The sequence below is a fragment of the Coleofasciculus sp. G3-WIS-01 genome, assembly GCF_040223135.1.
Lineage (GTDB): Bacteria > Cyanobacteriota > Cyanobacteriia > Cyanobacteriales > Coleofasciculaceae > Coleofasciculus.
On the sequence record NZ_JAVJZI010000241.1, the window covers coordinates 22,267 to 42,833 of the forward strand.

General features: G+C 43.9%; 12 protein-coding genes and 1 tRNA gene. 2 read left to right on the top strand and 11 right to left on the bottom strand.

Annotated elements, in window-relative coordinates; translation table 11 throughout:
• Window positions 1-94: 94 nt before the first annotated feature.
• Window positions 95-781 carry a DUF1449 domain-containing protein gene (locus tag RIM23_RS24745; RefSeq protein ID WP_446370257.1) on the bottom strand — a complete coding sequence of 229 codons (687 nt, stop codon included), beginning with the start codon at window positions 779-781 and terminating at the stop codon, window positions 95-97.
• A 205-nt stretch (window positions 782-986) separates the two neighbouring features.
• Here RIM23_RS24745 and RIM23_RS24750 point away from each other — a divergent pair.
• Window positions 987-1,057: transfer RNA gene (locus tag RIM23_RS24750), tRNA-Cys, on the top strand.
• An 82-nt stretch (window positions 1,058-1,139) separates the two neighbouring features.
• Window positions 1,140-1,742 carry a DUF1517 domain-containing protein gene (locus tag RIM23_RS24755; protein ID WP_446370259.1) on the top strand — a complete coding sequence of 201 codons (603 nt, stop codon included), beginning with the start codon at window positions 1,140-1,142 and terminating at the stop codon, window positions 1,740-1,742.
• Window positions 1,743-1,783: 41 nt separating this feature from the next.
• On the opposite strand, the gene RIM23_RS24760 is transcribed toward RIM23_RS24755, so the two are convergent.
• The 10 genes from RIM23_RS24760 to RIM23_RS24805 all read right to left on the bottom strand — a co-directional run bounded on the left by RIM23_RS24760 (window position 1,784) and on the right by RIM23_RS24805 (window position 20,303).
• The gene (locus RIM23_RS24760; protein WP_446370261.1) at window positions 1,784-4,708 is read right to left on the bottom strand and encodes a response regulator; all 2,925 of its coding nucleotides are present in this window, start codon (window positions 4,706-4,708) and stop codon (window positions 1,784-1,786) included.
• A 167-nt stretch (window positions 4,709-4,875) separates the two neighbouring features.
• Complete coding sequence (locus tag RIM23_RS24765) at window positions 4,876-6,060, bottom strand: SpoIIE family protein phosphatase (RefSeq protein ID WP_446370263.1); 1,185 nt, start codon at window positions 6,058-6,060, stop codon at window positions 4,876-4,878.
• 14 nt (window positions 6,061-6,074) lie between these two features.
• Window positions 6,075-6,452, bottom strand: a complete 378-nt coding sequence (locus RIM23_RS24770; RefSeq protein WP_446370265.1) for a response regulator — start codon at window positions 6,450-6,452, stop codon at window positions 6,075-6,077.
• A 73-nt stretch (window positions 6,453-6,525) separates the two neighbouring features.
• Window positions 6,526-11,997, bottom strand: a complete 5,472-nt coding sequence (locus tag RIM23_RS24775) for a trifunctional serine/threonine-protein kinase/ATP-binding protein/sensor histidine kinase (RefSeq protein WP_446370267.1) — start codon at window positions 11,995-11,997, stop codon at window positions 6,526-6,528.
• 136 nt (window positions 11,998-12,133) lie between these two features.
• Window positions 12,134-12,694, bottom strand: coding sequence for a hypothetical protein (locus RIM23_RS24780; protein ID WP_446370269.1), 561 nt, complete (start codon window positions 12,692-12,694; stop codon window positions 12,134-12,136).
• A 313-nt stretch (window positions 12,695-13,007) separates the two neighbouring features.
• Window positions 13,008-14,105, bottom strand: a complete 1,098-nt coding sequence (locus RIM23_RS24785; protein WP_446370271.1) for an amidohydrolase family protein — start codon at window positions 14,103-14,105, stop codon at window positions 13,008-13,010.
• Window positions 14,106-14,154: 49 nt separating this feature from the next.
• A complete protein-coding gene (locus RIM23_RS24790) occupies window positions 14,155-16,443 on the bottom strand; it encodes a TOMM precursor leader peptide-binding protein (RefSeq protein WP_446370273.1) in 2,289 nt (762 codons plus the stop codon).
• 395 nt (window positions 16,444-16,838) lie between these two features.
• Window positions 16,839-17,975: a sensor histidine kinase gene (locus RIM23_RS24795; RefSeq protein WP_446370275.1), complete on the bottom strand. Its 1,137-nt coding sequence runs from the start codon at window positions 17,973-17,975 to the stop codon at window positions 16,839-16,841.
• 82 nt (window positions 17,976-18,057) lie between these two features.
• A complete protein-coding gene (locus RIM23_RS24800) occupies window positions 18,058-18,762 on the bottom strand; it encodes a response regulator (protein WP_446370521.1) in 705 nt (234 codons plus the stop codon).
• Between the two features lie 635 nt (window positions 18,763-19,397).
• A complete protein-coding gene (locus tag RIM23_RS24805) occupies window positions 19,398-20,303 on the bottom strand; it encodes a CoB--CoM heterodisulfide reductase iron-sulfur subunit B family protein (RefSeq protein WP_446370277.1) in 906 nt (301 codons plus the stop codon).
• Window positions 20,304-20,567: the final 264 nt, after the last annotated feature.

Genomic DNA, 20,567 nt, shown 5'->3' on the forward strand with positions numbered 1-20,567 from the left:
TTTATTGAAGCCTGGAACTTATACACATTTAGGGTTTGTGTAAAAAGAATCACATTTTGCCAAAACCGTACACAGACGGTTGTGTATTCACCCGTTACGGTGAATCCTTAAGCTGGGATGAATTGGACAACCACTGCTGTTGATCAGAACTGTCTTTGGTAATTACGCGATAGCTTTCCGGTTGTCGCTCAATAACTAAGACGTAATTGCCTCGATTGGGAATTATTTTCGCCCATTGAGGCAAAGTGGCATTAATCGTAACCAGATTACCGTTGGGATCAAGAACATCAACTTGACCGATTTTGCCTTGACTTTCCAGGGGAATTGAACGGGAACTGACAGTACCCTGACAACCAATTAGGCGATCGCCACTAGCATCTTCACCAAAGTCGGCGAAAATTTTGCCCAAGGGTCGAGAAATTAAGCCACCGCAGAATAAACTTAGCATCAGGGATGCAGCGCCGACGACACCGCCCAATAAACCTGTGGGAATCGTACCCGTGACATTTGCGATCGCCACATTAATCATCCAACCGAAAAGCCCCACCAGACTACAGTCGGTTGCTAAGAGCAAAATTAGGGGAACTTTACCCACACCGAGTAAACCGAACATTGATCCCATGGCAAAATCGCCACCGGTATCCACATCGATGTCCGCATCAGCATCTACATCAAAATCAAAATCATCATCACCGCCACCGGAGACAATAACAACGAGAAATAGGAGAACTCCCATCCCTAGGAAAATCCAGTAGGGCAGGTTGAGCAGGTTGAATAGCATGGATCGAGGTAGCGATCGCCACTGTAGCGTTAGCTCTATTAACTGATATTCTCAGCCTAGCGGGGAATGGACAAAATAGCTTCACTCCTCTAAAATACTTAATGTTTTGCAAAGGCAAAAAGAATTCCACCGCAAAAGAGACACATACTCATGTAGATAGGCTATAATCCCTATTGTAGAGAGGTAGCATTGCTACGTCTAATCGGGCGGCATCGCCAAGTGGTAAGGCAGGGGCCTGCAAAGCCTTTACCCCCAGTTCGAATCTGGGTGCCGCCTTTTCGAGAAACGTGACTCCTGTTTGTTTGCTCCGTTGAGGACTATAATTGATTGCCATCCTGAGCAAGTAGAGGAGAAGTCCATGAGTTCTTGGCGCGATCGCTTGAATAAACTGAGTGGCAAAACCCGCTTAGTCGTCTGTCGGTTGTTTGTTCATTTAACCGGGAAAGAAGTCGCGCCGTTATTGGGAGTCCTCAATCAGGCGGCGCGAGATGCGGTAGAATCCGATGGAGATTTGGGGGTTCTCGGAGAAGGGCTGGTCGATATTTGCCAGAACCTCTTACAGTACAACACCTATTGGCAATCGGCTGCTAATGAAGGGAATGTATTTTGGAATGAAGGGGAGGCGGGAGATTATGTGAGTGAGTTATTTACCGACTCTGCCCAACGGTATTTGAGTGAGCCTGACTTTAATGGATATTCATCGGAGGATGAACCCCTATCTTTGCCGGTCACTCGTAATTTAATTGTGATGATTACCGTGGCATTTGAGGGGGAAGTGCCGGAACTAGAAACCAATCTGGCGGATATAGAGGCACTAGAAGAGGGTCTCAAAGCTTTAATTAATCTCCATTACCAGGAACGCTTGCGAGCCATTCAAGTTCACTTTTCGCCGGCTCAATTTGGCGATCAATTGACAGATGAACAACTGTTGGTTAATTTCCCCGAACTGATTCCTCTCTAACTCTGGAATGCGCTCTCTGTTACTTCTCGAACACTATGACGCTATTTTGGTCTCGTCATTTCACAGAGTTTAAGGTAATTAAGTGCGGCTCTATCGTGGTGATTAATTGCTAGAATATCTTGGAAATTTGCCACGGCTAAATCAATTTTGTTTTGATAAAACCTAACAATTCCTTCTTCAAATTTAGTTTTTGTTTTTTCTTTTAATTTAATGACAAAATCAGGTTCCGAATCAAAAACTTCAAAGACCGGAACCAAATGCTTTTTGCCTTTAACTTGCACTTGACCGATAAATCGATAGTGATATTGATTTTGATCTTCTAGACAAAATAAAGTATAACCACTAATTAAAATCGATGCCCCATAGACTTTAGTCAAATCTTCTAGACGTGACGCTAAGTTAACCGTATCGGAAATCACCGTACTTTCCATCCGTTGCTGTTCTCCAATCGTCCCCAGCATCAAACTACCCGTATGTAAGCCAATACCAATGGTAATCGCCGGATAACCCGCCTTTTCGCGATCGCGATTATAGCGTGTCACTTGTTGCTGGATTTCAATCGCCGCTTGTAAGCCATCATCGGCGGTTGCGGGAAACAGCGCCATGATTGCGTCACCAATGTATTTATCAATAAAACCCTGATGTTTACGGATAATCGGTCCGACTTGTTTCAAATAAGAATTGAGAAAATTAAAGTTCTCTTGAGGAGACATACTCTCCGAGAGCGTGGTAAAGTTACGAATATCCGCAAATAGAATTGACATCTCCTGCTGAACCTGATCCCCCAACCGCACATCCACAATACTTTCATACCCCAAAAAACGCAGGAATTCGTGAGGGACAAAGCGCCCGTAAGCACTATTAATTTTCGACAGATAAAGATGGGTTTTAATCCGGGCAATCAGTTCATGTTTAGAAATTGGTTTAGTTAAATAATCATTCGCCCCCACACTCAAGCCTTCCACCAAATCCGAGACTTGCTCCTTCGCTGTCAACATAATAATTGGCATTTCATTAGCAGGAAAGCGTTGGCGGATTTTTTGGCAAACTTCGTAGCCCGACATCCTGGGCATCATAATATCTAGAATCACCAAATCCGGCTTAAACCCCCGCTCAATTTTTGCTAAAGCCTCTATACCATTGGTCGCTTGAACAATGGCATAATTGTGGACAGATAGGTGATTGGTAACAACCTGCAAATTAATCGGTTCGTCGTCTACAACTAAAATCGTGAATTCGCCAGTTTTAGAAACCCGTGGTAAAGGTTCGCTGGGGAATAAGGTGCTATAGTCCCGCACTTTGGTGATTTCTGTACTGTATTCTGATGAGGGTTTAATCGGTTGGGAACTGATGGGAAGCGTGAAAATAAATCGCGAACCTTGACCCAATTCTGATTCAACGCGAATGGTTCCGCCGTGGAGTTCAATGAGTTGTTTGGTAATACTTAATCCCAATCCTGTACCCCTGTATGGACGGGATACAGAGGCGTCAAGTTGCTCAAAGGATTTAAAGATATCCTCGAACTTATCCGGGGCAATACCAATCCCTGTATCAGCCACCGTCACTTCTGCCCTATCCTGCTTCTGGGTTGCTGACACTGTAACGGAACCCGATTCGGTAAACTTAATCGCATTTCCCACCAGATTATACATAATTTGTTGCAACCGATTCTCGTCTCCATCGATTCCGGGGAAATCTTCAGGTATCTCATTTTTCAACTCTAGAGATTTGCCCCTAATCAGGGGGCGAGACAGGGTAAGCACCACTTCGGTGATTTGGCGAAAGTCCACAGACTTGCGGTGCAATTCGATATCGTGGTTTTTCAGTTTGGCAAAATCCAAAATATCATTAATCAGACTTTGGAGGCGCTTACCACTGGAAACAACCATTGCCAGATTCGCCATTTGCACCTGAGACAAAGGACCTGCCGCCCCGTCGATGAGGGATTCAGCAATACCAATAATGCCATTGAGAGGGGTACGCAGTTCATGGGAGGTATTGGCTAAAAACTCATCTTTGAGTTGATCTAGGCGCTGCAACGCCGCATGCTTTTGTTCCAAGGTTTGGGTAAACTGAAGCCGTTCGGCTTCGGCTTGCTTGTGGGGACTGATATCTTGAAAAGCGGCAATAGCATAGATAACATTACCCTGGTGATCAAAAATGGGAGTTGCCCAAACCTCCAAAGGGATAATCCTATCGCCCTGACGGATTTCCATGTCATCAACCGTCGCTTGTTCACCCATAAGCGCCCGTAAAATTGGATCATGATGACTGGGATAGACTTGTTCTGTTCCCGCCAGATAGACGTGATAAATTTCAGCGAGTTGTTCGGATGGGTGTTTGGATACCACTCCTTTTCCCAGTAATTGCTGTCCTGTCTGGTTAGCATAGTAGGGTTGACCATTGGCATCAATGACAAATAAACCCACAGGTACAGCTTCCAAAAATTGCGCCAACTGTCTCTCACTCGCACGCATCGCATCTTGGACTCGCTGGCGCTCAATCACTTCTTGGCGTAGATTTTCTAATAAGTCAGCTTGCGCCCGTTGTGCCAAACGCTCCTGCTGTTGCGCGGCTTTGATCTGTTGCACATGCTGGAGGGTTTTATTGGTGGTAATTTCTAAATCTTGGAAATCAATGGGTTTAGTCAGGAAGTCAAACGCCCCCAGATTCATCGCTTTGCGGATATTTTCCATATCCCCATAAGCAGAAAGAATAACGGCTTTGGTGGTGGGATAGTTTTGGGCGAGGCGCGTGAGTAAACTTAACCCATCCATTTGGGGCATATTAATATCGGTTAAAACCATATCAATATCCGGCTGGGTTTGCAGCTTTTCTAAGGCGTCCAAACCGTTACGGGCAAAAATAAACTGGAGTTCCTTACGCCGGATCTTTTTTCTAAATTTCTGGCGGATTAGGAGTTCTAAATCAGGTTCATCATCGACAACCAGTATTTTCGCTGGCATTGTTTTTGCCTGATAAGGATGGACTGTAGAGACGTAGCATGTTACGTCTGGGGGGCGGGTTTTACCATTAACGGGAAGGTTTTCACCCTGATGTCACTCGCGCCCGCCCCCAACGGAGTACAATAATTTTAAAGACAAAGGACAAAGGACAAATGACCAATAACCAATCACTGCTGCTTAAGGATAAGTAAGGTAATATCATCATGGACTTTCTGCTCTCCAATATGCTGCCACACTTGGTCAATAACCGCTTGTCTAATCTCACACACTGAACTGTGCCAGTTTGTTCTTAAAACTTCACAAAGCCTTTCCAGACCATATTGCACCCCATTGATATCTTCAGCCTCAGTAATCCCATCGGTGTAGAGGACAACTCCATCTCCTGGATACAACTGTACTGTCGCTTCAGCCACAAACTCAGCAATCGTCTCCGCCAAACCAATCGGGAAGCCTAAATCAATCGTATCAATTCGCTCAATAGTACCATTGGAGCGTAGCACAATCATTTGTTCATGTTGTCCACTCACCGTCAGAACACCTTGGTGATAGTCGATTAAGGCAAGGCTTAAGTTCTTGTCGCAGCCCATCCGTTGCAGGTTCTGGTAAATCGTTTGGTTAAGGGTACTCAAGAAGTTAACCGCATTTGTCTCGTTATTGATTAGCAGTGTCCGCACAGCGGTTTGTACCATCAGCATAAGGACACCGCTTTCTAACCCATGACCGGTGATATCCCCAATCCCAATTTTTACTGTGCCATTGTGTTCAAGTACGTCGTAGTAGTCTCCCCCTACCTCATCAGCAGGTTGCATATACCCAGCAATATCCAGCCCCTGAATTTGACGCAGTTCTGTCTCCGTTGGTAAAAGCATTTGTTGCAGTCGTCGGGTAATATCGAGTTCAGTACTGAGGCGAAGGTTTTCTGCTTCTAAACGTTTGAGATAATTTTCTTGGGCTAACGCCTGTTTGATCTGCTGGACATGTTGCAGAGTTTTGTAGGTGGTAATTTCTAAGTCTTGAAAATTGATCGGTTTGGTAAGAAAGTCAAACGCCCCCAAGTTCATCGCCGCTCTAATATTGTCCATATCCCCATAGGCGGACAGAATCACAGCTTTAATCACAGGATAGTCTGCTGCCAGTTTCATCAGCAAAGCTAGTCCATCCATTTGGGGCATGTTAATATCGGTTAAAACCATATCAATATCGGAGTCAGATGAAAGCTTTTCGAGAGCGTCCACACCATTACAGGCAAAAATAAACTGGAGTTCTTTTTGCCGAATCTTTTTTCTGAATTTTTGGCGAATCAGGGGTTCTAAGTCGGGTTCATCATCGACAACCAGGATTTTGGCTGGCATTAGTGTTCAGTCTGCTAATTTGTGGATATATTAAATATTTTTTCTTTAAGTTTGTCAAATTCAACGGGCTTATGAATATAATCATCGGCTCCGTATTCTAGGGAAAGGCGATAGTTTTCGTCATCGCCGTAAGCTGTAATCATAAAAACTTTTAAGTGAGGAAATTGGGTTTTGATTATCTTGAGTAATTCTAAGCCATTCATTCCGGGCATGTTAATATCGGAAAGAATCAAAATAATGCAGTTTTTATCTTGACTTTCTAGATAGTCGAGGGCTTCCTGTGCTGAAAAAGCAAATTGAAACTCAATTTGACCTTTTTTAATTTCTCTTCTAAATCGTTGGCGGAATAAAAATAGGATATCTTCTTCATCATCTACAACCATGACTTTCATGATTAATTCCTCTAAAGAAACACATTCTGACACAGGGGGTTGAGTAGAGACGCGCCATGGCGCGTCTCTACAATTATCGGGGTAAAATTAGCGTAAATTCGCTATACTCGCCAACTTCGGTTTCCACTTTAATCTCCCCTTGATGCTCTCCCACAATGATATCGTGACTCATGGATAAACCCAAACCCGTTCCTTGACCGGTTGGTTTGGTTGTAAAAAAAGGATTGAATATTTTATCTCGGATTTCAGTGGGGATGCCATTACCGTTATCTCGGATACGGATTTCGATTTGCTCTCCTAGATTTTTGGTTTTAACTGAGAGTGTGGGGGTAAATCCTGCGCCAACGGTTTTTTTCTTTTCATGGGCAGCATAACAGGCATTATTGATGACATTAAGAAACACTCGACTCATGTTCTGCGGCACAATATTAATCTGACCAATGCTGGGGTCATAGTGGGTTTCAACGGTAATGTTGAATGAGGAATCTTTGGCACGCATCCCGTGATATGCTAAATTAACATATTCTGCCAGCAGTGAGTTGATATCGATGAGTTGTCGTTCGTTCCCTTGACCCCGTGAATGCATCAGCATACCGCGAACGATATTGTCGGCGCGTTTGCCATGTTCGTTGATTTTTTTTACGTTTTGTTCTAAGTCGCTGAGAATTTCTTCGATGTATTCGGTGCTTTCGGGATCTAATCGTTCTTTTTGACTATCGAGTTCTTCTAAAAGTTCTTCGGTTAACTCAGCTGATAGTTCGGCGAAGTTATTGACAAAGTTTAAGGGATTTTTAATTTCATGGGCAATCCCAGCGGTTAATGCACCGAGGGAGGCGAGTTTTTCTTGGGCGATAATTTTATCTTGGGTGGCTTTGAGTTTTTTCAGCGTGGCGGAGAGTTCCTGATTTTTCTCTTGGAGTTCCTCGGTTCTTTCATCGACTTTAATTTCTAGATTGCGGCTATAGGCTTCGAGTTGTTGATAGAGGCGGGAGTTTTCGATGGAGATAGCGGCTTGTGCGGACAGAATTTTTAAGGTTTCGACTCGTTCGGGTGTAAAGGCGTCGGTGGTAAGGTTATTTTCTAAGTAAAGAATACCTGTCAGTTTACCTTGATTAAGGAGGGGGGTGCAGAGGATGGATTTGGGGTGAGTGGCGACAATATAGGAATCGCGGGTAAATTGTCCTTCATGGGTGGCGTCATTGAGGACAATATTCTCCTGGGTATGGATGACGTAGTTGATGATGGCGGTTGACAGCAGGGGCAATTGGGTGTCAGGATCAACAGCATCTACAGGACGCGATCGCAAAATATTAACGGCTTCTGAATCCACTACACCTTCAGCTTCAATTACCCATTTCCCCGGCTCAGTCTCTGGCTCAATTTGGGATTGTAAAATCAGAAAGCCTTTTTGTGCGCCTGCATTTTCTATAGCAATGTTCATCAGTTTAGCCAGTAACTTATCCAGCACAATTTCACTGGTAAGGGTTTGCGAGGCTTTCATCACTGTTGATAAATCCAAGGCTTGAGCATCACCCCCCGATGTAGAAATTCGGGTGCTAATCCCTTTACCATCACTTCGGCGGGTTGAACCGACTAAAATTTGCGGATATTCAGCTTCCAAGGCTTTGACTTTAGCCTTAGCCCCCCAGCGCGTGTAGCAATGGTGGGCGTTTTTTAGGTAGAGTTGACCGATCTCGTCTCTACTTAGGGAGAAATAGAACTCCGCCGCACGTTCATAAGCAATGGCTTCTTCGTGGATAAACCCTTGTTCCCTAGCACCACGAATCGCGCGATCGTAACGTTCCATCGCTGGGGTTTGTTTACCCAAAACTCGCGCTCGTTCAGCTTCAACGAGTTCATATTTATTTTGATAATTGGTTGGCGCGTAGTGCGCCCATTTTTTCATCCGTTTCTGATTTGATGCTACTTTTTTCGATAAGTTAGATTTCTCCTGTTTTGTTGCTTGAGGATACAGAGCCATCAGCGAGAGAGAACTATAAAAGTTTTGCTGACTCACAAACATAAATGCCGACGCTGATTTTTCATACTTTTCCCCTAGACTGTAATTAGAAAAAGCTTGACCATAATCTTTAAATAAGTAGCAAACCAAGGATTGAGCAAAATAAAAAAAGAATAATGTACAATCGTTTTTAGTTTGAATTAAAACAGGCAATGTTTCTTTTTGATTAAATGCATCACCTGATACTATAAGTGGATTAGCGGATTTATTTATCAAATTCAATATCATTTGTCTACATATATTTATATAATAGGCAGAGTAGTATTGTTTTGATTTTATGGCTGTCTCAGCATAAATAGCCGATTCTTTATTTGTGAATTCCAAGTTATATCCAGCAAAAAATAGATGAACGCAATAGTTTATAGAAGCATAACAGCCATATTCTAAGTCTCCATTTTCAATTCCGTCATTGAATCCTTCACGCAACGGCTCTATTGTGTTTTTTACGTCATCTTTCCAATGTCTAATCATCGAATTAAAGTTATGACACACAAGAGCTTTTAATTGACGAGCATCAAACTTATTTAACAATTTCAAAGACAATTGACCAAATTGATATCCAGACTCAATGTCTTCGACAGCTCCGCATAAATATACACCATAAAGTACATAACCTCCAGCGGATAGACCTGAATTTCCATGTTGGAGACAGAGATTGATTAGACTTAATACAACTAAAATAAACAGTTTAGGATTAGTAATATAAGTAGGAGAGGCAATATTGAGTAATATTCTTACAGCTGAGAGTTGATAGGGAGCGGTCATTTCTGGCAAATTTATCAAATCTTGAATTGATTTATCGCTTAAAAATAATTCTATAGATTTTTGTTCTTGTTCAATCCTACGTTCACTTGGTGTGTGAGGAAGGTTAATTCCCAGCATCTCCAGAACAGACAATGCCGTTTCTATCGCTGACTGTAGCTCAAGTTTCGATCGATCGGATTGAATCTTCAACTCATACACCTTAATTTTATCAAGGAGGGTTGTAGCCTGTTGGAGGACGACAGCAAAAAGTCTTTCGGCTTCTTCAAAGTTAGCGCTTAAATAGTAAGATTCGACCAGTTCTACATGGATAGATAGGGTCAAGTCATATTGCTGTTGCCAGCTATCTATCGCCAATAATTCAAGCGCCCTGGTTAAATACTTAACAGCTACTTCATAAGCTGTTGCCAATTTTGCTTTTTTGCCAGCTCTTAAATTCAATTGAGCTAATTCATATTTTGACCTTTGTTCACTAATTAACTCAGCACCGATATTTAACTGATTAACAATATCAAAAATAGTTTCTTCCAGTTCATCTAACTTTGTATTCTTCCACAGCAAGTGACCGACTTTTAGGTGAATTTCCTTCTTTATCTCTCCGGGAATTAAAGCATAAGCAGCTTGCTGCACTCGGTCATGTAGAAATTTGTACCTGATCGCGTATGACTCATTTTGAATAAAAGATTGCCATATATCTGAGTTAATCTTTGATTCCACCTCTGGATGCCAAAGCAGGGGAGTTTTGTAATCGCCACTCAGAGGTAAAATCAATCCGGCTTCCAGGGCTGACCATAGCTGAGCGGCTGTTTCTGATAAAGATGTGGCATTGACAACCGAGAGAACGTCCAAATTAAATCGGTTTCCCATACAAGCAGCTAACTTTAATATAGTTTGCGTCCGACTATCTAATTTTTCTAGCTTACCAACCATTAATTCAACTACATTGTCCGTTATTCCGACTGATCTAATTTGCTCAATATTCCACTGCCAACGGCTCACATTGACGTTAAATGACAATAACTTTTCTGTGTATAGAGACTGGAGTAATTGAGTTAGGAAGAAAGGATTTCCGTTCGTTTTGTTGAACAGCAAGTCAGCTAATAGCGTTGAATCTTCTCTTGAACAGTTGAGCGTATCAGAAACTAATTGATTGACGTGGTTAATATCCAAGGGCTGAAGATTAATCGTACTCACCTGATCCCCATTGTTCTGTATCTGTTCTAGGGTTTGAATTAAAGGATGAGTTGCATTAACCTCATTATCTCGATAAGCTCCTATCATTAACAGATAATGGCTATCGCTATCGTTCATTAGTAACCTAATCAACTTTAATGAAGCCGTATCCGCCCACTGAAGATCATCCAGGAAGATAACTAGGGGATGTTCCTGGGTGGTAAAAACCCGAATAAATTTTTGAAATACTAAGTTAAATCGATTTTGAGACTCCACTGAACCCAACTGGGGGACTGGAGGCTGTACGCCAATAATCCGCTCTACTTCAGGAATAACATCAATAATAATTTGACCATTACTCCCAAGAGCAGCTAACAGCTTCTGTTTCCAAGTTTGCAGTTGTGCTTCAGGTTCGGTCAAAAGCTGTTGAATCAATTCCTGAAAAGCTTGAGTTAGGGAAGCATAAGGAATATTGCGTTTAAATTGATCAAATTTACCAGAAATAAAATAGCCTCGCTGTCGGACAATCGGCTTATGAACTTCATTAACTAAAACTGACTTGCCAATACCGGAATAACCCGCCACCAGCATGATTTCCTTCGCGCCTTGACTCACGCGCTCAAAGGCATCTAAAAGTTGGGCAACCTCTTCCTCTCTTCCATAAAGTTTTTGCGGAATTTGAAACTTATCTGAAACATCTTGCTGACCTAGAGAAAATTCACAAATATGACCCCTAGTTCGTAATTGATGCAAGCAAGTTTCTAAATCGGCTTTGAGTCCCCAAGCACTTTGATAGCGGTCTTCTGCTGTTTTTGCCATGAGTTTCATGACAATATCTGAAATTGGCTTCGGCACATAAGTGTTATGGCACGTCTCTAAATTATCTTTTGATTTCTCTCTCAAGAGATGAGGTGGAATCGGTTGTTTGGCAATATGACAATGCACCAACTCCATTGCATCAGTGGTTTCAAAAGGAAGTTGGAGAGTGAGAAGTTCATAGAATGTAACCCCCAGAGAATAAAAATCAGTTCGATAATCAATCACTCGATTCATTCTACCTGTTTGCTCTGGGGAAATATAGGCTAACGTTCCTTCTAGGTGATCGGGATTCCGAATGGTTGGATTTTCCCGTGATAAAAGGGACGAAATCCCCAAATCGATTAGTTTCAGTTGTCCAGTTTTGGGGTTATAGACAATATTCGACGGGTTAATGTCCTTATGAATAATATTGGCAGTATGAATAGCACCCAAGCCATCCGTAATTTTTATAAAAATCGTCAGTAATTCTTCTAGCTTAAATTGCCCTTTTAATACATTTAAAGATTTCCCGCCAAAGTCTTCAAATAAAATGACCAAGCTATTCTGATATCTTTGCAGGTCATACGCCTTAATCACACTCTCTACATTTAAGGCTTGAGTAATTTCATATTCATGCTTATAGTTGGTAATTTCGGTCAGAGTAGGATAGTCGTTTTTTAGAATTTTGAGAATAATAGGTTGATGATTGTGTCGAAAAATAGCCTGATAGACTAAGGAACGAAGGCTTTCGTGGATTTTGGTGATAATCTGATAGTTAGCAACAGAAGTCATTGTTTAATTTTCCTCAATCAGTAACAATCCATAATAAAAAACAACAGGGTTCATCTCTACCTGATATAGAATGAACCCTGAACCTTAAAAGTTGCAATGCAAATGCAATTTGGACGAAAAGACAATGCCGATTAAATTATGAACTTGTTGTCGGTATATAGGGATAGGGGGGAAAGGGGTTTTGAATTAAACCATTTCCATCCTCTTTTATGGGGGCGTTCACCCAACTTTGGATCTGATCAAGAGTTACGGTGAATTCACTCAATGCTGGTCGTGGTGGGAACGGCAAAACTAGCGTGAAATAAGGAGGCTTTTGGTCTAAAACAGCTTGGTGATTATCGATTATCTTGCCATCAAATGTCTCCCAACTGACTTCAAAGCGATAGATTTGGATTTCATCCGGGTCAAAAATGCATTTATTCCACAAATCTGGCTTTTGTCCTGTCAACAAGGCTCTCAACTCAGAATCGTCGTGTCCTGTGGAGAAACTTGTGAATATTTCTCGAATCTTCGTCGCTTTCTCTCCCTCTAACCAGGCGCTAGCAATGAGCTGAGAAAGGAGTTTAGATTGCTTTAACCACTGATAGACAAATGACTCGTAGTTCTGGATATGCTTTTTTGATTGTTGAACTTTTTGATCACAGCTTGTGTTATGATTGTGCCACCCTTTTAACTGTTGTGCTGTCCATTCTGCCATTCGTTATTTCCTCCAATTCTATTTATTATTGCCTATTTTTGACTGGAATTCAATCATTTGTGCCAAGGAACACTTATAAATTTGAGTAATCACCTGACATGATCATTCCAGACCAAGTGAAAATTAGCTTGAGATAACACATTATTTACTATAGCCGCAAATATTTCAATATTTTGATACATTACTTCAAACTTATAGTCATATTCCCGCTTCTTTGTAAAGACCTATACCAAAACTCTACGTTTTATATACTCAGTTGCATTCTAACGTGTCCTTGGAAATCGTTTCCTTGTGTATCTTCTTGCACTAACAATTACCCATCAGTTGCACCAACCAATCCATAGAAACGCGCCGGATTCTCCCAGAGCATCTTTCGCACTGTTTCCTCACCCAATTGTGTCTCAAGCCCCACCACCCTCTCAACAATATCCGGCTTGTGATCAATATGGGGATAGTCAGAGCCAAAAATCAAGGACTGACAACCGATAAACTTGATCATCTCAGCCAGATACGGTTCAGACGGCTCTATCTCAATAAAGCACTGGCGACGGAAATACTCCGAGGGCTTCATTGTCACCGTCTCTTTCACCTCCCACCCTAGCTCCTCATACTCTTGATCCAGTCGCCATAACCAATAGGGTAACCAACCACAACCCGACTCCAGAAACCCCACCCTTAGCTGAGGATGGCGTTCTAACACCCCTCCTTCAATCAGCGCCAACAGCGCCATCATCTGTTCCATGGGATGAGAACAGGCGTGCAGGGCAAAACGGGTATAAAATCGATCTGATCCAGTCGTGGGTAAGCGTCCGTGAGTGGCTTCATGAATGCCTACTGCTATCCCCAAATCCTCACACATTGTCCAAAACGGCTCATAATCGGGATCACTTAACAGCCGCCCTTTAATCGGGTTCGGGCGCAAATAGACCGCCTTCCAGCCAAATGCGGCAATTCGCTGCAATTCTGACACCATGTCGTGGGGATCATGGAGATTAATCGCTCCCACGCCTCTAAGTCGTTGGGGGTCATAACTGCAAAAGTCTCGTAACCAATTATTATAAGCACGGGTAAATGCCCCAGCCAATGGCGGTTCCATCTTATCTATGGCTAATAACCACAATCCGTAAGTGGGATAGATAAACGCCACATCAATCCCCATTTGCACCATGGCTTGAACATGAGACTCTGCATCAAAACCACTCAATAATGATTGGGGATGAGCCTGCATCACTTGCTGATTTCCCACCCATCGCACCTGAGCCGAGAGTTTCTCGACAATCTCTTCCCCCTGAATTTTCATCTCCGGTGAGGGAGCAAAGCGTTTAAATGCAGGTTCGAGGTAGTCTTTCCACATTGAACTGGGTTCGTAGACGTGGGAGTCTGCATCAATGATTTGATAGCCGTTTAGCATGGGTTATTCGTTATTGGTCATTTTTCATTTGTCAGGGTTTGAGGCGTGTTTACATCCACATTGGGAATGGATTGAGTTGATTTTCCGAACGCGGCGCTTTCAACCACCCCAATTCTACCGGAACCTGATATAACCGTCCCGAACCCAGCCGTTTCCAAAAGTGGCGCATTCCGGGAACAACAACCTTGACAACCTTGAGTCCGATATCGGGACGAGTCTGATCCAGGACTAGCAGTTCCATCCCCCGATTTTCAACGATTTGCTGACAGCGGATCACATCATCTTTGAGATCATCACTCCACACCTGAGGATAATCTGACTGTACCTTTGCCGCCATATTCTCATCGGGAACTAAATACGGTTGATTCGCCACCGTTGCCATTTTCCACCAGTCCACCGCCATCGGATCAGCCCCAGGATTATAGAATGTACTGCCATCAGGATTTGCCCTTAACACCGAAGGGAGAATCTGGTTCACCTCCGTCAACGCCCGTTGGATGGCAATTTTCGGGTCAAAATGAGCGCCGTACCCCAAAACGATGTCTTCCACCGCGCGATCGCACCGCCGACTAATCGCCGCAAATACAGGAATAGTCAAATCACTGGTAATATCTAGCACCCAGAGTTCCCGATGCAGGCTTTGGTAATACTCTTTTAACTCATAAAAATAGGGGTCATCAAAACTCTCTAAATCAACCTTGGGGCGTTGAATCCGGTTATACCACCATAACGCCACACTATCCCGTTCCACCAACTCCATAAACCCTTGCAGGATGGCTTCTTCTAGCGTATTCCCGGCGGCACAACCATTAGAATCTGCCCAACAATCTGCTTTTTCGACTTGGGGATAGCCATAATAACAATAAGCTGTAGGCAAATACTTAAACCCTTGATCTGTTAACGACCAAACTGGCGTCCATTCTCGCTCTCGTTCCTGATCAAAGGGTTCTGGAACCTTTTGAAACCACCCCAAACAGTTGTCATTCCAGTCCTGACGAGTTTCATATTGACTGGGGCTAAAATTCATACAGGTATTCGGATGAATTGCGCGATCGACCAGCCTGTGATAACTCCCTTTTTGCCGAATTTCGTCCCCCTGAAACACCCCAGAATAGCGCTCAATCGCCTCACAAAACCCACTGGCTTTCGCTTGAGCATCCGTGCGACCTTTTCCCGCACTGCGACCCCCAATATTTTGGCGTAAGGTGTTTAGATCATCAAACAGTGTGGCGAAATGATGCTTGGCGATATAAGTATGAGTTAAATGATTTACCCCTGTCTCTAACCGGGTGAGTTCTCGTACAACACCCGTAATCGGACTCAGGTGATGGTGATAAGTTTTCAGCGTTTCTTCCGGTGAACAATAACGATGTCCGCCATCTGTAGTAAAACTCTTCTTCCGGTGTCCCAGAATAATCGGTAACGGTTTACGATTCAACGTCTGCGTCAATCCACAACGGGGACATTGCGGGCGCTTAACTAAACGATGATTTCGCGTGTCTAAAGATAAAGTATCGTGAGTAACCAGAAGCCCTGTTAATCGTTGATTTTCGCCCTGAACAATCCATTTAAATAGTTCCGTTGCAGCCATTCCTAAAGCGGTTTGGACGCTAGCCGGAAAAGAGGTTAAAGGAATCGGTATCGGTGTAGAACGGTGCTGCTGGTTTTGGATAAAGCGTTCTATCGGTCTGTTATCCCGTAAGCGTTGCGCTAAACAGTGCCAGCAGCCCGTTTTTCCCGGCTCAATAATCGGTCCAATCCAAACCACCGTACCCACTGGTTTAACTAGCATCCAGGGGCGTTGAGCGTGTAAAGCATTTTGATTGAATGCCTCTAAATCAACCTGCAAATAGTCATCGGTTAAGACAACATCAATATCTCCCTGATCTGCCACTTGAATCTGTAGCGATTCCAGCTTCGATAGGAACTCAGAAGTAGACAGAGAACCAAAACGTTTTACTGATACTTTTATCGTTTCTAATTGCTGGTACGCTTGCTGAACATCGACATTTAGCATCTCGCAGAAGATGGCTAAATGATCGGGCAATAGAGACTCACTTTCAACAATATAGCCCTTCTTCTCCATCTGCATCAGGGCATGTCGTGCCATGACGCTAGTATTGAGCATCTCTTGAAACGAAATCGTTTCCCCAGGTAGATGCTGGAGAATTTGATCAATAATGTCCTCAACCGTGTGATGCCCATCGATTAACGGGACTAATTGTTGATAGAGATGGCGATTGAGTTGAATCGAACCTCGCTCCGATAACAAAAATACTGTTTCTGGTTCGACTATTTCAACCTGAAAGCATTGTTTAAATCTGGGCTTATTCAGCATATTTATCAAATATAACTGGGACTCGTCCGTACTTGAATGGGAACCCAAAAATCCGCACTCTGAACGATCATGATTCAAAATGTTTACCTATTGAATACCTTAATTATTAGATGGTGAAATAAATTTGTCAAGAAATACGTTCTTACACAGGATGTTGAGGAGAGGGCGACCCGAGTAAATTAAGTGAACTAGAGTTGTTAATTAGTGCAAGCGGGTCGCCCCTACACGGAGACTACAGGTATTTTTTTGATCACCTGTGGGAAATTTCTTAACCGATTTTCCGTTTTATAGCAATCGCCATAGCGGTTAGGACGCATCTTATGGTAGAGACGTTGCATGCAACGTCTCTTAAATGTAGCGAAGGAACTGAATCTCTGTTTACCGTGACATAAGAGTTATGCTAAGGGCAGATAAAACCGAAACGTACTGCCAACCCCTAGTTGACTTTCTACCTCAATCTCACCCCCTTGCAATTCCACCAACCGCTTCGAGATCGCTAACCCTATCCCCGTTCCCCCAGTGTGAGGATTGCGCGACTTTTCCGCCCGCCAGAACCGTTCAAACACATGAGGGATATCCTCTGGGGCAATACCCATCCCCGTATCGGTTACCGCAATCCACAACCGAGAAATAATACCTTTTCGTCCATCCCGTTTTACCCATACCCGAACCGTAATCGTACCCATTGGAGTATGTCGAATTGCATTACCTAAAAGATTCACCAGTACCTGTTCCAATCGGTCAGTATCTGCCAATACCCGAGGCAATTTTTCTGGACAATCTAAATGCAAAACAGGACCTTCTTCCAACACCTGATCCGCAAACTTTTGCACCAGTGATTCTAGCAGGGGACGCACATTCACAGGTTCAACTTTAATCGGCAAATAACCGGCTTCGGCTTTCGAGAGTTCCTGTAAATCGTTAATTAACCGTTCCAACCGTCGCGTTTCTTTTGCCAACTGCTGATACATCGCAGGAGTTGCTTCCATCCGTTGTGTGGCAAGTTCTTCTAAATAACCTCGCAGTACCGTCAGAGGAGTTCGCAGTTCATGAGTCAAATCACTGACTAAATCTCGCCGCCGCTGTTCCACATCTTCTAAACTCACCGCCATCTGATTAAAACTGGTGGCGAGTTGATTAATTTCAGGAATTTCACTGGGCGGAAGTCGTTCATCCAGCTTACCCGCCGCAAATTGTTGAGTAATGTCTTCGATTTGAGTCAGGGGTTTTACAATGCGACGAGACAACCAGTAACTAAGTCCCCCAGCCGCTGTTGTCCCAACGATAACCGACCAAAACGTGCCGCGATTCCAGGCAGTTTGAAATCCTTGTAATAGGGAGGTACGGGCAACGCGAAAGATGACTCCTTTGCCTTCTAATTGTTGTAGATGTAAGATAAAGAAGCGCGGTGAAGATAATTTACTGATAATTAACAGGGAACCTACGCCGACAATCATCACCAACAAGTGGGAGAGAAACAGGCGCGAGACTAAGGGTAAGGATTGGCGGCGGTGTAAACCGGTTTTACTCATGATTACTGTAGGGACGGACGACCCGCTTGACCTAATTAACAACACCAGAAATTTATATAAGAGGGGTTTGGTGACCAAACCCCTACGGGCTATCTTCAAATTTATAACCAACACCAATAACGGTCTTAACAAAGGTCGGATTACTGGGGTCTGGTTCTATTTTTTTCCGCAACCGGGCGACATGGGTATCAACCACCCGTTCATCGCCAAAAAAGTCATTCCCCCACAGTTTATCAATCAGTTGAGTACGATTCCAAACTCGACCCGGTTGACTGGTAAAGGTTGCCAACAGATTAAATTCTAATGTGGTTAAATCTAGGGGTTCTGGTTCCCCAGAATCCAGTTGGCGACTAGCAGTATGCTGATCCACATCTACGGTAAAATGTTGGGTACGGTAGATGAGGGACTGTCCGCCGTGACGCAAACTACGCCGCAATAGCGCCCGGACTCTCGCCACCAGTTCGGTAGGGCTAAAGGGTTTGACTAGGTAATCATCAGCACCCGTTGATAGACCAATTACGCGGTCAATTTCCTCTCCCTTCGCCGTCAGCATTAGAATATAGGGGTCTTTGGGTCCCGGTTTTTGGCGAATTCGGGCGCAAACCTCCAGTCCATCCAATCCGGGTAGCATTAAGTCCAGAATAATCACATCCGGTTGCTGGGTTTGGAATGCTTGCAAGGCGGCTAGTCCATCGCGACAGGAGTAGCAGGTAAATCCTTCCCGTTCTAGGGTTAGTTGGATGAGTTTGGCGATTTCCGCTTCGTCTTCAACGATTAAAATATCCATACAGTATCCTGGCGAGGAGGAAGTCACAGCTACACTGGTCCTTGCGTCCGCCTGCGCGGACTGAATTATAAAGCTGTAGGTTGGGTTGAGGAACGAAACCCAACAAAACGAAACCCAACTGACATGCTCCCATAAAGTCCGTCTACGGGGACTAGATTATAAAGGGGGGTAGTCAACCCGGATTTGGTCTTAGACGCCGGATTGGGATGGCTTTTGCCTGTGCTTATTTCTACCATACCTCATCCCCATTCATCAGAAGCCATTAGTCAAGCGACGGGGCTTAGTCTTGAGGCGGTGCAGCAGTTGAGGCGCTGACGGTGTTACGCGATCGCTAGATAGGGTTATAAATTTTCAGGTTAAATCGGGCGCACGGGGCGTGGGACAGTTCTCATCCATCAAATTAGATGTGCCACGTCAGTAGTGGACTGACACAGCTAAAATTGTGGAATAGATTTGACGGTGAAATTGGGCGCACACCGTGCGCCCCTACAATACTAATCCACCATTTTAGGTGTGCCACGCCGCCATCGTGTGAAAGCGCTTGTGTAACGCACCTTATTCTCAACCGCGATCGCATTGCGGGTTATTAGATCCCCGACTTCTTGAAAAAGTCGGGGATCTGGTAGGGGAATGGATTATAAGCCCAATTTCTCTAAAACAGGTCGTGTGGACACAATATGCTTACTCAACCCCAACTGCTTGGGTGGAATCCCTAGCGCCAAGGCGACTAATTGCGGTAAATGTAATACAGGTAATCCCAGCTTGCGCTCAATTACCTTTTCCACTTCCGGTTGACGAGAGTCAAGATTAAGGTGGCACAGCGGACAAGGTGTTACCATACAATCTGCCCCAGCGTCAATGGCTTCTTGGATATTTTTCCCCGCCATTTGAAACGATTGCTCGGTCGCATAACTGGCAATGGGCCAACCACAACATTGGGTTCGTCCACGATAATAGACCGGAGTTGCGCCAACGGATCGGAATACATTTTCCATTGATTCGGGGTGAAACGGGTTGTCATAAGGGATTGTGGTTTGTCCTCGGAGCAAATAACAGCCATAGAACGCGGCACATTTTAGCCCGCTTAATTTTCGGGTAACCCGTTCTTGTAAGGCATCTAGTCCATAATCGGTGACTAACGCCCACAGCAAATGCTTGACTTCGCTGTTCCCTTTATAAGGAGAACAACCCTCTTTTTTGAGTAAGCCATTAACTTGATCAATGTAGCCCGGATCAGTCTGTTGAAATTCCTTTAAGCGTTCATCAACATGACCAATAACCCCCTGACAGGTGCTGCAATGGGTTAACAGGGGGAGATTAAGTTCCTCCGCCAAGGCAATATTACGGGCATTTACGGTATCTTCCAGTAATCGGGAATCTTCCTTAAATGTGCCAGAACCGCAACAGGAAGCTTTTTTCAGTTCAATCAGTTCAATGCCCAAGGCTTGAGTCAGGGCGGCGGTGGATTGGTACAATTCTCGGCAAGCGCCTTGGGCGACACAACCGGGGAAGTAAGCGTATTTTAGGGTTTGAGATGGCATAGCAGTTAATCTGGATTCTCAGGATCAATTATCCCATCGCTAATCCTAATGGGTAGCTATAAGCCCTGAACTAAAGTTCTGGCTAAAAGCTCAAACCCGTTAAAACGGGTTCAATGTCTTACCCAGTAAGCTCGATTCTTGCTTTAGCTTGGGTTAGAAGAAATTTATTTCCTGGCTTTTGAGATCGCCTCCACCCTTGATATACCGTAGGGTGGGCATTGCCCACCAACCTTATTGACAGGCTCCAGTCGGACAGGACGCAGC

What these genes read in the sequence shown, in the direction of transcription:
- RIM23_RS24745 (WP_446370257.1), bottom strand. Translation starts at nt 781, where the DNA reads ATGCTATTCAACCTGCTCAACCTGCCCTACTGGATTTTCCTAGGGATG.
- RIM23_RS24755 (WP_446370259.1), top strand. Translation starts at nt 1,140, where the DNA reads ATGAGTTCTTGGCGCGATCGCTTGAATAAACTGAGTGGCAAAACCCGC.
- RIM23_RS24760 (WP_446370261.1), bottom strand. Translation starts at nt 4,708, where the DNA reads ATGCCAGCGAAAATACTGGTTGTCGATGATGAACCTGATTTAGAACTC.
- RIM23_RS24765 (WP_446370263.1), bottom strand. Translation starts at nt 6,060, where the DNA reads ATGCCAGCCAAAATCCTGGTTGTCGATGATGAACCCGACTTAGAACCC.
- RIM23_RS24770 (WP_446370265.1), bottom strand. Translation starts at nt 6,452, where the DNA reads ATGAAAGTCATGGTTGTAGATGATGAAGAAGATATCCTATTTTTATTC.
- RIM23_RS24775 (WP_446370267.1), bottom strand. Translation starts at nt 11,997, where the DNA reads ATGACTTCTGTTGCTAACTATCAGATTATCACCAAAATCCACGAAAGC.
- RIM23_RS24780 (WP_446370269.1), bottom strand. Translation starts at nt 12,694, where the DNA reads ATGGCAGAATGGACAGCACAACAGTTAAAAGGGTGGCACAATCATAAC.
- RIM23_RS24785 (WP_446370271.1), bottom strand. Translation starts at nt 14,105, where the DNA reads ATGCTAAACGGCTATCAAATCATTGATGCAGACTCCCACGTCTACGAA.
- RIM23_RS24790 (WP_446370273.1), bottom strand. Translation starts at nt 16,443, where the DNA reads ATGCTGAATAAGCCCAGATTTAAACAATGCTTTCAGGTTGAAATAGTC.
- RIM23_RS24795 (WP_446370275.1), bottom strand. Translation starts at nt 17,975, where the DNA reads ATGAGTAAAACCGGTTTACACCGCCGCCAATCCTTACCCTTAGTCTCG.
- RIM23_RS24800 (WP_446370521.1), bottom strand. Translation starts at nt 18,762, where the DNA reads ATGGATATTTTAATCGTTGAAGACGAAGCGGAAATCGCCAAACTCATC.
- RIM23_RS24805 (WP_446370277.1), bottom strand. Translation starts at nt 20,303, where the DNA reads ATGCCATCTCAAACCCTAAAATACGCTTACTTCCCCGGTTGTGTCGCC.